This is a genomic window from Streptosporangium nanhuense (assembly GCF_059358815.1).
This window is the reverse complement of record NZ_JCADBG010000002.1, coordinates 49910-62452: the sequence shown is the minus strand read 5'-3', so window position 1 is coordinate 62452 and position 12543 is coordinate 49910. Positions and strand designations below refer to the sequence as shown.

Sequence of the window (12543 nt, the reverse complement as noted above, 5' to 3'; positions counted from 1 at the left end):
AGACACTTCGGAACGTCCCTGGCGAACCCCAGGCCCGCTCGAAGACACTTCGCAACGCCTCCGGCGAACCCCGGGCCCGTTCAAGGACGCTCCAGGTGGACCTCGGGCCTGCCGCCGGGACCGGCCGCGACGCGGACGCGGGCGTCGAAGTGCTCACCGATCAGCTCCCCGGTCAGCACCTCGGCCGGGGTGCCGGAGGCGGCCACCCGGCCACCCGAGAGCAGCATCATCGAGTCGGCGTACTGACCCGCGAGGCTCAGGTCGTGGAGGGTCGTGACGACGGTGAGCCCGTCGGCCAGCCGCAGCCGGTCCACGAGTTCCAGCACCTGCTGCTGGTGTCCCAGGTCGAGGGCCGTGGTGGGCTCGTCGAGCAGGAGCACCGGCGCCTGCTGGGCCAGCGCCCTGGCGAGCACGACGCGCTGGCGCTCGCCGCCGGACAGGTGGGCGAGCGGGCGGGCGGCGAGGGAGGAGAGGTCCAGCCGTTCCAGCACCGAGGCGGTCACCTCCCGGTCGTGGCGGCTCTCCCTGCCCAGGTAGGGGATGTACGGGGTACGGCCGAGCAGGGCGTAGTCGAACACGGTCATGTCGGCGGGCAGCGCCGGGGACTGCGGGGCGCAGGCCAGCAGCCTGGCCCGCTCCCTGGGCTTGAGCCGCCCGAGCGGCACGTCGTCGACGAGCACCTCGCCCCCGAAGGGCAGCACTCCCGCCAGGGCGCGCAGCAGCGTGGACTTGCCCGCGCCGTTGGCGCCGATGACGGCCAGCCAGTCGCCGTCGCGCACGTCCAGGCCGACGCCGGACAGCACCGCGCGCCGGTCCAGCACGACCGACAGGTCCCTCACCACGAGGTGGCTCACCGGTCTCCCCTCCGCCTCTCCCCTGCGCGCGGCACGCGGGTCGCGCGCTCACCGTACGGCGTCATGTCTCCACCCGGCGGGTCACGCGCAGCACGGCCACGAAGAACGGCGCGCCGACGAAGGCGGTCACCACTCCGATGGGCAGTTCGGCGGGCGCGAGCACGGTCCTGGCGATCAGGTCCGCGAGCACCAGGAAGGCGGCCCCGCCGATCAGCGAGATCGGCAGCACGATCCGGTAGGACGCCCCGGCCAGGCGGCGGACCACGTGCGGCACGACGATGCCGACGAAGCCGATCAGCCCGCTCACCGCGACGGCCGCCGCGGTGGCCAGGGAGGCCGCGAGCAGCACGACGAGGCGGACCCGGGCGGCGTTCAGGCCGAGGGTGACCGCCTCGTCGTCGCCGACCGAGAGCACGTCGAGGAGCCTGCCGTGCAGCAGCATGACCACCACCGAGACGACGGCGTACGGGGCGACGAGCGCGACCTGGCCCCAGCCGCCGCCGACGTCGCCGAGGATCCAGGCGTAGATGCGCTGGAGCTCCTCCACCCTGAGCTGCTGCAGGAACGTCTGGATCGCGGTGAGGAAGGAGGTGACCGCGACGCCCGCGAGGACCAGCGTCGCGGTGCCGCCGCCCCGGCCGGCCACGCTGCCCAGCGCGTAGGCGAGCAGCACGCCGCCGACGGCCCCGGCGAAGGCGGCGGCGGGAATGCCGATCGCCTCGATGTCGCCGCCGGTGAAGACGATCGCCGCCGTGGTCGTCAGGCCGGCGCCCGCGGCGGCTCCCAGCAGGTAGGGGTCCGCGAGCGGGTTGCGGAAGACCCCCTGGTAACCGGCTCCGGCGACGGCCAGCAGGCCGCCGACGATCGCGGCGAGCAGCACCCGGGGCAGCCGCAGCTCGGTCAGCAGGCCCAGCTCGACCGGGGCCAGCCCCGAGTCCGCCGAGACGAACGGCAGCCAGTCGAGCAGCTGGAGCAGCACGCCGCGCGGCGCGATGCCCGCGGCGCCGACCAGCAGCCCGGCGAACATGCTCGCCAGGAGCAGGCCCACGGCCGAGACCGTCACCAGCGGGCTCAGCCGTGCCGCCTGCCTGCCCTGGGCCCCTGCCTTCCAGTCCACATCGGCACCCGTGCTGATGTTCGTACCGGTGCCGGGGGACGGCGACCCCGAGGGCGCGTCACCCGGGCTCCCCGGAGGTCCGGGGCGGATGCCTCGTCCTTCGGGGCGGGGCGGGAGCATTTCTCGGTTCTTCTTCCCGACGCCGGTCAGCCTGCCGCCACCTTCTGGACGGCGTCGCCGACCTGCCTGGCGAGGTCGACGACGCGCGGCCCCCAGCGGGAGGCGACGTCGTCGTCGAGCGGGATGACCTGGTCCTTCTTGACGGCGGAGAGCTTGGACCAGCCGGGACGCTTGGCGAGGGTGTCCCTGGACTGGCCGCAGCACTTGGTGTCGGCCAGGAAGACGAGGTCGGGGTCGGCCTTGGCGATGAACTCGGCGGAGAGCTTGGGATAGCCGCCGGCCGCGTCGGGGGCCTCGTCGGCGATGTTCGTCAGGCCGAACAGCCCGTAGATCTGCCCGATGAAGGTGGTGGAGGTGGCCGCGTAGGGAGTGGTGTCCAGCTCGTGGTAGTAGGTGAGCTTCGCGTCCTTCGGCGCGGCGGCGGCGATCTCGTCGAGCTGCTTCCTCATCCCGGCGACGAGCTCGGTGGCCTTGTCGCCGTTGCCGGTGGCGGCGCCGAGATCGGTGATCTGGTCGTAGGCCTCGTCGAGCTTGGTGGCGGCGGGCTCCAGCAGCACGGGAACGCCGACCTTGCCCAGCGCGGCCACGACGCCGTCGGCGTCGTTGGCGACCACGACCAGATCGGGCTTCCTGGCGATGATCGCCTCCACGTTCGGCTTGAAGCCGGACAGGTCGCTCTTCGGCGCGTCGGCGGGATGGGTGGACTGGTCGTCCACCGCCACGACCTGCGGCCCGGCGCCGACCGCGAACAGGCTCTCGGTGGCGGTGGGCGACAGCGAGACGATCCGCTCCGGCCTCCTGGCGATGGCGACGGGGCCGTTGCCCGCCTCGACGGTGACGGGGAATCCCGCCGCCGAGGGGGTGGCCGCCGCGCTCGCGGAGGTGGCGGGGGACGAGGCGGAGGTGTCCTGGCCGCATCCGGCCAGGGTCAGCGCGGCGAGCAGGGCACCGGCGAGGGCGGCGGGGACGCTGCGTACGGGCCTCACACGAGGTCCTTTCAGTTGCCGGAACCGAGAGACCCAGGAGAGACGGGTCACCCTTTTCCACGAGGGTCGTCGTCGACGCGGCGGAGGCGACCTGGCTCGACCCTCACGGGCCATGACAGTTGCGGGACAGCGCCGGGCTCACACCGGACTTCGCTCACGCTGCGCGTCAGACGAACGGTATCAATCCCCCCGAACGTCTCCCCAGGGTCCCCGGCGCCGCGGGTCCGCGGCGCCGCCGGACCGCTCCCGCCGGGCCGCTCCCGCCGCGTTCCCCCTCAGCCGAGTTGTTCCTCGGCGGCGGCGATGATCTCCTGCAGGCGCAGGCCGTGCGCGGCGTCCAGCGGGTGGCCGCCACCGCGCCGTACGGTCAGCGCGAACTCGGCGAGCATGAGGGAGAAGACGTCGGAGCCCAGCCGGGTGCCGTCCAGGGACTCCCTGCCGAGACGCCCGTAGATCTCGACGTCGGAGGGCGGGTTCTCACCCGGCACGCTCATGCACAGCGACGCCTCGCTGACCGCGCCGGTCTCGTGTTCGAGCAGCAGGCCGACCCAGCCCAGCGGGTTGCCGTGCGCCCGGACCCCGACGACCCTGCCGAGCGCCGCGTCCAGCATGTCGATCATGTGCGGGCCGACGTCGAGGACCGCGCCGCGCTCCAGCCGCCAGGAGGTGGCGAAGGCTCCGCCGAGCATCGCCCCGGAGACGTTGGCCGCCCTCCCGCCGAACGGCTCGATGGCCGAGACCCTGGCCAGGAAGGCGCGGGTGGCGGGCGAGTAACGCCAGGTGAGGACCATCTGCGAGGCCACGCCCGCCTCGGCCACCGCCTCGGCCAGCCGCCGGGCCCCGTCGAGGTCGGCGGCGAGCGGTTTCTCCAGCAGCAGCGCCTTGCCCGCCTTGGCGGCACGCACTCCCAGCTCCGCCTGGACGGCGGGCGGAACCGAGAACGCGACCGCCTCGCAGTTGTCGAAGAGCTCCTCGATCCGCTCGAAGACCGGGGCGCCGAACCTGGCCGCCGCCTCGGGACGACGAGCCCACACGCCCGCCAGACGCGTGTTCGGACCAGCCGCCAGCATCGGCGCGTGCACCATCTCGGCCCACGGTCCGGCGCCCACCAGACCCACAGATAACGTCACCGATCCAGTTTCGCACGCTCTCCCACCGTGATCGTGTGCCCTGGACGGTGTTCCGTGCCCCGCCGCCGACGCGCCACCGGCACGCCACCGACGAGCCACCGACGGGCCACCGACGCGCCACTCGCGGATCACCGACGAACCGGCGACGCCCCCTCGACGAGCCCCGGTCCCTCCGTAGGCGGGAGGGTGGCGGACGGCGACAGCGTCCGTACCGGCATGATGGGGACCACCATGAACCAGATGACTCTGCTGCGGCACGGCGAGACCGAGTGGAGCCGGGACGGCCGGCACACCGGGCTCACCGACCTGCCGCTGACCCCCAAGGGCGAGGACCAGGCGCGGGCGCTGGCCCCGCTGATCTCGGGCCGGACGTTCGACCTGGCCCTGGTGAGCCCGGCCAGGCGCGCGAGGGACACCGCCGCGCTGGCCGGGATCGAGAACCCCGAGACCGAGCCGGACCTGTGGGAGTGGGACTACGGCGGCTACGAGGGCATCACCACCGCCACGATCCGCGAGAGCCGCCCCGGCTGGTATCTGTGGCGCGACGGCGTCGTCGCCGGTGACGCCGGCCATCCCGGCGAGAACGCGGAGCAGGTCGGCGCCCGCGCCGACCGGGTGATCGCCCGCGCCAGGCAGGCGGAGGGCGACGTGGTCGTGGTCGCCCACGGGCACTACCTGCGGGTGCTGTGCGCCCGATGGCTCGGGCTGCCCCCGCAGGACGGGCGTCTCTTCCGCCTGGACACCGGAACCTACTCCCGGCTCGGCTTCGAGCACGGCGAGCCGGTGGTCCTCGCCTGGAACGCCCCCGTCTGACCTCGCGCGGTCCTCGCCCGGAACGCCGCCGTCCGACGTCGCGCGGTCCTTGACCGGAACGCCGCCGTCCGACCTGGCGCGATCACGCCGTACGGCGAGGAGCGCCCGTTCAGGCGGCGAGCTCGACGGGCTGGGGGCCCCGGCCGGTCAGCCATTCGAGGACCTTGCGATGGCCGTGGCAGGCGTCCTCGAAGTGACCCCAACGCCAGTAACGCGGCTGGTCGCGCACTCCGGTGACCCATGTGCGGTAGGACACCGGAGTGGGCGTACCCTCCCCGGTCGCCGCCGAGGCGACGCCGTAAGTGCGGATCACGACGCGCCCGCCTGGTGCGAACAACACGTCGTCGGCAACCGGATACAAGGTCATCTGGTCGAGCACGGTTTGAGCCCCCAATCACTGTGATCTCAAACTCTTCCGTGCCGATCCACTCCCCCGGTTACGTCACAGGCGCGCCACGGTTAACCCGGCGGCCCTGATGTAAAAACGGTGTTACACCGTCAAACCGTCGAACTCCCCATCCTTCACCCCGAGCACCAGGGCGCGAATCTCATCCCGTGTGTAGATCAGGGCAGGCCCCTCGGGGAAACGCGAGTTGCGGACCGCGATGCTGCCGTCTGACAGTTCGGCCAGTTCGACGCAGTTACCCGTCGAGTTGCTGTAGCGGCTCTTGCGCCAGCTGGCCCCGGCAAGGTCAGTGGCGGGCATGCCGTTGTAGGTCTGCTTCATTTACATCTCTCTGAGAAGGTCGCCGAGGATCTCGGCGGTGCCCCCGGGCGTGGTGCTTTCCACGCACAACTGCTCCATGGCCGTGAGATATGGATCGATATCCTCACGTTTGTCCAGGTAGAGGGCACCCCAGAGCTGCTCGACATAGACGACGTCCGACAGGTCGGACTCGGGAAACCGCAAGATGCTGAACGCACCACCCTCGGCCGCGTGCATGCCGAATCGGAAGGGCATCACCTGAAGGGTGATGTTGGGAAGCGAGGACACTTCCAGCAGGTGCTGGAGCTGTTCTCGCATGATCTCCTTGCCTCCGATGGGACGCCTCAGGGCCGCCTCGTCGATAACCGCCCACAACCGGGGGCCGTCCTTCTTCGTCAGGCGATCCTGCCGCTGCATGCGCATATGCACACGACGCTCGATCTCCGCCTCCGGCACGTCCGGGTAGCCCAACCGGATCACGGTGTGCGCGTAGGCGGACGTCTGCAGCAGGCCGGGAATGAACTGCACCTCGTAGGTGCGGATCATGTTCGTCGCCTCCTCCAGCCCCACGTAGGTGGTGAACCAGTTCGGCAACAGGTCGCCGTACTTGTGCCACCAGCCAGGGGTGTTCGCCTCGCGGACCATCTCCAGCAGGCCGCGCCGTTCTGCGTCGTCGAGCACGCCGTACAGGGTGAGCAGGTCTTCCACGTCACGTGTCTTGAAACCCACGCGGCCGAGCTCCATGCGGCTGATCTTGGACTCCGAGGCGCGGATGTGAAATCCCGCGGCCTCACGGGCGAGTCCCTTCTCCTCACGCAGCCGGCGCAGGCTCGCTCCGAGCATGATTCGCCGAACAGTGGAACCGGTACCGGGCGGATCCATGGACACGTGGTGCTCCTCGCTCGCTTTCCTGATCGACAGTCTGTCACTTCGTGACCTAAGAATCCTTGGCCACGACCAAGATCCCCTTTCGTCCGTAATCACCCAATCATGGGTAACGGTAGCGGTTGCACAGACCTAATGCACGTGCATTCGCTCTTGCACCTGCACGGGAGTTTGCACCATGATGACGGCTGTGCAGTCCGCCCAAACCGCGCCCCCCCGAGCGTCAACGTCATGGACGGCGCTCGACTGGTGGCCCCCCGCCGGCTGGTGGCCCGATTCCGCGCGCGATCTCCTTCCCGGATCCCCGGCAGCCATGGCCAGCGCCACCTTCGTGCTCCCGCCGCACCCCGAGTCCGTCCACTCCGCCCGCAGCTTCGCGACGGGCACCCTCAAGGGGTGGAGCCTCCGCGAGCTGAGCGAGAACATGGAGGTGGTGGTCTCGGAACTGGCGACCAACGCCTTCAGGCACGGCCTGAGACTGGCCGAGTCGCGCGCCAGGGAGCCGATCCGGCTCTCCCTGCTGCGGCGCGGCGAGCTGGTCGCCTGCACGCTCAACGACCCGGGAGCCGGCTTCCCCGCGCTCCGCGACCCCTCTCCCCTCGACATCGGCGGTCTCGGGCTGCACATCGTCGAGTCGCTGAGCCTCCGCTGGGGCTGGGCACCGCTGGCCCCGTACGGCAAGATCGTGTGGGCCGTCCTCAGGACGGGCTTCCCCGAGGAGCCCGATCCCCTCGACCACCCGTAGCCCCCTTCCCGGGTGACCCCCGGAACGCCCGGTCGCCGCACCCCTCGGGTTCCGAGACCCTGAACGGCCTCACGGCCCCGACCCACCGCCTCGATCCACGCGTCCCGGTTCACGGGCCCGGCACTCACGGGCCCGGCTCACGGCCCGACGACCCTCTCCGCTTTCCCAGGACCTCTACAGCTTTCCCAGGACCTCTACCGAACCTCTTCCGGACGGCGCCGACCCTTCCCCTTTCGAAGGCGCCGACCGGTCCCGGGGCCGCCTCCCTCCCGCCTCGCGGCCCCGGGGCCGGTCAGAACCGGACGGAGAGCTTTATAACGCATCGCATTCTGCGCGGTAGATGCCGTCAGAGATGCCCTCTGCATTACCGTGGATGTTTATGGCTCACGGAGAGTCCCCGCGCGAGATTCCTGAGAGAGCTGCGAGATGGACGATCACCTGCTCGGCTGGTTGAAAACCCTCGACGAAGAACGGCTCGCCCGAGTCCTGGCCAACCGGCTGGACGCCATCGCCCCACCGTGGCCGCGCCGCCTCGACACCCTGGCGCAGCGGCTGGGCAACGGGTTCGCGGTGATGGAGGTCATGCGCGGGCTGCCGCTGCCCTCGCTGGAGGTGGCGCAGGCGTCACTGGCGCTCGGCGAGCGGGCCGGACCGGAGACGGTCGCCCGCTTCATGGGCGTGCCGGAGGCCGAGGTGTCGCCCTGGCTCGACCTGTTGTTCGACCACGCGCTGGCGTGGCCGGACGGCGAGGGCCGCATCCGGATGGCCGAGGGGCTCGCCCGGTGGTGGGCGGCGCCCTGCGGGCTCGGCGAGCCGCTCCCCCACTACCTGAACTCCTGGACGGTCAGCGCCGACGCGTTGCGCGCGCTGGCCAGGACCCTCGGCCTGCCGCACGGCCCCAAGCGGCGCACGGTCACCAGGGTCACCGAGATCCTCGAAGACCCCGCGCGGGTGACCGCGCTGCTGGAGAGGGCCCCCGAGGGCACGAGGCGCCTGCTTGAGGAGTTCGCCTGGGACGGCCCGGTCCGCGACGTCGACGGCGGCAGGTTCGTGGTGCCCGGCGCGCCCGAGAAGTGGGCGGCCGACCACGGTCTGCTCTTCCGGCCCAGCTGGAACGTGGCCGAGATGCCCCGCGAGGTGGCGCTCGCGCTGCGCGGCCCCGACTACCACCCGCCCTTCACCCCGGTCCCGCCCGACCTCGCCACCGTCCCCGTCGATCCCGAGGCCGTCGACCACCTGATGACGCTGGCCGCCCCGCACGTGGTGGAGCGCTGCGCCGCCATGCTGGAGAACACCGCCAAGTTCCCGCTGCCGCTGCTCAAGGCGGGCGGGGTCGGGGTGCGCGAGGTCCGGCGGGTGGCCAAGGACACCGGCTGCGACGAGGACGAGACCCGGCTGCTGCTGGAGGTCTCCGCGGTGGCCCGGCTGCTGGCCTGGGACGAGTCGGCCGGCGGGCTGGTGCCCACCGAGAAGTTCGACCGCTGGCGCCTCGACGACGCCGCCGCCAGGCTCAGGGTGCTGCTGTCGGCGTGGTGGCGGATGGAGCGCTCGTCGCTGCGCAGGATCGACGGCAAGTACGGCACGGTGCTCGGCGACGACCCGGCCGGAGCCATGGTCGCCCGCGCCCGGCGGGCGCTGCTCGGCGTGCTGGCCAGGCTGCCCGCCAGCACGGCGTGCACCGACCGGGCGGGCCTGGTCAGGTCCGCGCACTGGCACGCCCCGCTGCTCGACCAGTCACTGCTGGCCGAGTGCGCCCCCGCCGTGCTGGAGGAGGCCCGCATGCTCGGGCTGGTCGCCCTCGACACCATCACCGACCTCGGCCGGGCGATGGCCGGGCTGGACGCCTTCCCCGGCGACGAGATCGACGACTCGGCGCCCGTCGTGGAGAACGACCCGGTGCTGGTCGAGTGCTCCACCAGGGCGCTGGCCAGCGTGCGGCGGAGCGCGCTCTTCGGTGCCGACCTCACCGCCGTGGTGACCGGCCCGCCCGCCGGCGAGCTCGCCGAGCTGCTCGACCGGGCCGCCGAACGCGAGTCGCGGGGCGCGGCCTCGGTGTGGCGGTTCACCCCGGCCAGCGTGCGCCGGGCCATGGACTCCGGCTACACCGCCGAGGGCCTGCTGGCCGACCTCGCGGAGGTCGGTACGGTGCCGCAGCCGCTCGACTACCTGATACACGACGTGGCCAGGCGGCACGGCGAGGTCACGGTGACCTCGGTCGCCTGCATCGTGCAGGCCTCCGACCCGGCGCTGCTGGCCGAGATCGCCGGGCACCGGCGGCTGGGCAGGCTGGGCCTGCGGCTGCTCGCCCCGACCGTGCTGGCCAGCTCGGTGCCCGCCGACAAGACCCTGGCGGCGCTGCGGGAGAACGGCTACGCGCCGGTGCCCATCGAGGACACCGGCGAGATCACCATCCGCAGGGCCCGTGTCGAGGAGCCGCAGAACGGGCGGCTGATCCTGCTTCCCGGGGGCCGGGTGGCCGAGTTCGAGCAGCCCGCGTACCCGCTGGTGGAACCGCCTCCCGACCCGCGCGAGCACGCCCAGCGCCTGCTGGTCGCCGAGGGCGAGGCCTCCCAGTCCGCCGGCAGGACGTGGGCGGTCATCGGCCGGATGGCCTCCCGCCTGCCGACGGCCCAGCAGTCGCTGCTCGGCTTCGTCGTCGACCGCGGCGTACGGGCGGCGATCACGCTGGCCGACGGCCTGACCGCCACCATCAGCCACGGCGAGCTGCGCAGCGGCGTGCTCGACGCGTGGTGCGAGGAGGCGGGCGACTATCTGGAGTTCCCGCTGGCCGACATCGTCGAGGTCCGCGGCACCTACGCCTGATCCGGACCCCGCGACCGTCCCGGCCCGCCGGGCTCCGCCGCCACCCGGTCCGCGTGCGTGCCGTGTCCGCTGTATGTGCCGCTAGAGCTTCTTGGCCTTGGCGAGGTTGGCGGCGAGCTCCTCCAGCACGTCGGCGTAGCCCTGGTAGCTGTAGCGCTCCTCGGCGTGCCAGTCGTAGACCTGTCCCGCCTTGACCGCGGGCAGCGCGGCGAAGGTCGGCTTCTTCTTCATCTCCTCGAGCCGCAGCGACTGGGTCCGGGAGTCCGCCAGGATCACGTCCGCGTCGTAGGTGTCGGCGTTCTCCCAGCTCAGGGACTGCCAGAAGCCGCCTTCTTCGACCTTCTCCGGCACCACGAGGTCCAGGCCGAGTTCCTTGTAGTAGCGCGTGTCCGGGTAGTCACCGGGGTTGGCCACCCACATCGCGTCCGGCGCGCCCGCGATGACCAGGATCTTCAGGCCCTTGGCCTCGGGGGTGGGGAGCGCGGCGACGGCGGCGTCGAACCTGGCCTTGGCCGCGGTCACCTCCGGGGCCTTGAGGTCGGCGCCGAGGGCCTCGGCGACCTGCCCGTACCTCTCGATGAGCTTGGGCATCGTCACGTCGAGCATGCTGACGCCGAGGGTGGGCGCGGCCTCCTCGATGGTGGCGGCGGACTTCTGCGGCACGTACCAGAGGGCGTCCTTGTCGAACATGCTGCTGACCAGCAGGTCCGGCTGGAGCGAGATGTACTTCTCGACGTTGAACTCGTCCCACACGTTGCCGATGGACTCGACCTTGGTGATGTCGACGTCGCCGACCTGGGGGTCCTTCGTGCCGTCCTTGAGCTTGTGCGGCCCGAAGACGGCGACGGGGCGGACCCCGAAGTCCCAGAGTGCCGCGGCGGCACCGACCTGGGCGACGACCCGGGCCGGGCGCGCGGGCAGCTCGATCTTCTTCCCACGGTCGTCGGTGAACGTCCACGGACCCGCCGCCGGGGAGGCGGCGGCGGCCGGGGAGCCGCCCGTCGCGGCGGGCGTCTCCGTACCGCCGCCGCACGCGGCCAGGGCGAACACGAGACCGAGGCCCGCGGCCATGAATCCCCGCCGGGGCAGGACAGGTAGGGACATTTCCGACTCCAATGGATAGGCTTACCTAAATGACTCATGCATTAGATTAGCCTTACCTAACCATTACTGACGAAGAGGGGTACCCGGTGAACACGGCCGCTGTGGCCACGACCGCGTCCGGAACGGCCGCGAGACCGGAGGCCTCACCTCCGGAGCGAGCCGGAGGGACGGGACGGCGCTCGGCGGCGCTGGCGGCCGGGCTGCTGGCCGGGCTGGCGGTGCTGGTGCTGCTGGCGATGGTCAGCGTCGCGGTGGGCTCGCGCTCGGTCCCGCTGTCCACGGCGCTGGACGCGCTGCTCGCGCCCGACGGGTCCACGGACCACACGGTCATCAGGGACCTGCGCGTACCGAGAACCCTGATCGGCATCGGCGTGGGCGCGGCACTCGGACTGGCCGGCGCGCTGATGCAGAGCCTCACCCGCAACCCGCTCGCCGACCCCGGGCTGCTGGGCGTCAACCAGGGCGCCGCGTTCGGGGTCACGGTCGCCATCGGGCTGCTCGGGGTGAGCGATCCCTCCCTCTACGTCTGGTTCGCGTTCGCCGGTGCGGCCCTCGCCGCCGCGCTGGCCTACGCGCTCGGTTCCGCCGGGCGCTCGGGCGGCGGGCCGGTGCGGCTCACGCTCGCCGGTGTCGCGCTGGGCATGGTCTTCAACGCCGTGGCCTCGGCGATCCTGCGGACCGACACGGCGACCTTCGACCGGATGCGGTTCTGGCTCACCGGCTCGCTGGCCGGGATCAGCGGCGAGCTCGCGGTGCGGCTCGCCCCGTTCCTCGTGGCCGGGCTGCTGCTCGGGCTGCTGCTCGCCAGGCCGCTCAACGCCCTCGCGCTCGGCGACGAGGCGGGACGCGCGCTCGGCGTGAGCGTGGCCCGTACGCGCGGGCTGACCGCGATCGCCGTCACCCTGCTGTGCGGGGCCGCCACCGCCGCCGCCGGACCCCTGTGGTTCGTGGGGCTGGCCGTGCCGCACGCGGTGCGCGCCTTCACGGGGCCCGACCAGCGCTGGGTGCTGCCCTACACCGTCGTGCTCGCCCCGGTGCTGCTGCTCGGCTCGGACATCCTCGGCCGGGTGATCGCCGCTCCCTCCGAGGTGCAGGTGGGCATCATGTGCGCCGCCGTCGGCGCCCCGGTGTTCATCCTGCTCGCCCGCCGCCGGAGGCTCGCCGCCCTATGAGACCCACCCACCCGCCGGCGTCCGCCTCGAAGACGCACGAGGCGGCCCCCACCTCACCGCGGACACCCACCTCGAAGACGCACAACGC

General features: G+C 72.1%; 12 protein-coding genes. 4 read left to right on the top strand and 8 right to left on the bottom strand.

Annotated elements, in window-relative coordinates:
- Positions 1-80: 80 nt before the first annotated feature.
- From AC5L38_RS05170 to AC5L38_RS05155, 4 genes are all read right to left on the bottom strand, one after another.
- Positions 81-854, bottom strand: coding sequence for an ABC transporter ATP-binding protein (locus AC5L38_RS05170; protein ID WP_495241601.1), 774 nt, complete (start codon positions 852-854; stop codon positions 81-83).
- A gap of 61 nt (positions 855-915) precedes the next feature.
- Entirely contained in the window at positions 916-1971 is a 1056-nt protein-coding gene (locus AC5L38_RS05165) for a FecCD family ABC transporter permease (protein ID WP_495241600.1), read from the bottom strand.
- A gap of 146 nt (positions 1972-2117) precedes the next feature.
- Positions 2118-3077, bottom strand: coding sequence for an ABC transporter substrate-binding protein (locus tag AC5L38_RS05160; RefSeq protein ID WP_495241599.1), 960 nt, complete (start codon positions 3075-3077; stop codon positions 2118-2120).
- A gap of 275 nt (positions 3078-3352) precedes the next feature.
- Positions 3353-4207, bottom strand: a complete 855-nt coding sequence (locus AC5L38_RS05155; protein ID WP_495241598.1) for a Gfo/Idh/MocA family protein — start codon at positions 4205-4207, stop codon at positions 3353-3355.
- A 231-nt stretch (positions 4208-4438) separates the two neighbouring features.
- Here AC5L38_RS05155 and AC5L38_RS05150 point away from each other — a divergent pair, with 231 nt between their 5' ends.
- Positions 4439-5020 carry a histidine phosphatase family protein gene (locus tag AC5L38_RS05150; RefSeq protein ID WP_495241597.1) on the top strand — a complete coding sequence of 194 codons (582 nt, stop codon included), beginning with the start codon at positions 4439-4441 and terminating at the stop codon, positions 5018-5020.
- Between the two features lie 109 nt (positions 5021-5129).
- On the opposite strand, the gene AC5L38_RS05145 is transcribed toward AC5L38_RS05150, so the two are convergent.
- The 3 genes from AC5L38_RS05145 to AC5L38_RS05135 all read right to left on the bottom strand — a co-directional run bounded on the left by AC5L38_RS05145 (position 5130) and on the right by AC5L38_RS05135 (position 6608).
- Positions 5130-5333, bottom strand: a complete 204-nt coding sequence (locus AC5L38_RS05145; RefSeq protein WP_350970701.1) for a hypothetical protein — start codon at positions 5331-5333, stop codon at positions 5130-5132.
- 177 nt (positions 5334-5510) lie between these two features.
- Positions 5511-5747, bottom strand: a complete 237-nt coding sequence (locus AC5L38_RS05140; protein ID WP_344749145.1) for a DUF397 domain-containing protein — start codon at positions 5745-5747, stop codon at positions 5511-5513.
- Positions 5748-6608: a Sco1979 family transcriptional regulator gene (locus tag AC5L38_RS05135; protein ID WP_495242067.1), complete on the bottom strand. Its 861-nt coding sequence runs from the start codon at positions 6606-6608 to the stop codon at positions 5748-5750.
- 316 nt (positions 6609-6924) lie between these two features.
- Between AC5L38_RS05135 and AC5L38_RS05130 the strand changes: the two genes are divergently transcribed.
- Complete coding sequence (locus AC5L38_RS05130; protein WP_495241596.1) at positions 6925-7356, top strand: ATP-binding protein; 432 nt, start codon at positions 6925-6927, stop codon at positions 7354-7356.
- Positions 7357-7782: 426 nt separating this feature from the next.
- Positions 7783-10179, top strand: coding sequence for a helicase-associated domain-containing protein (locus AC5L38_RS05125; RefSeq protein WP_495241595.1), 2397 nt, complete (start codon positions 7783-7785; stop codon positions 10177-10179).
- Positions 10180-10260: 81 nt separating this feature from the next.
- Here AC5L38_RS05125 and AC5L38_RS05120 read toward each other — a convergent pair whose 3' ends face one another.
- The gene (locus AC5L38_RS05120) at positions 10261-11283 is read right to left on the bottom strand and encodes an ABC transporter substrate-binding protein (RefSeq protein ID WP_495241594.1); all 1023 of its coding nucleotides are present in this window, start codon (positions 11281-11283) and stop codon (positions 10261-10263) included.
- Between the two features lie 86 nt (positions 11284-11369).
- Between AC5L38_RS05120 and AC5L38_RS05115 the strand changes: the two genes are divergently transcribed.
- Entirely contained in the window at positions 11370-12455 is a 1086-nt protein-coding gene (locus tag AC5L38_RS05115) for a FecCD family ABC transporter permease (protein ID WP_495241593.1), read from the top strand.
- The last annotated feature ends 88 nt before the right edge of the window (positions 12456-12543 follow it).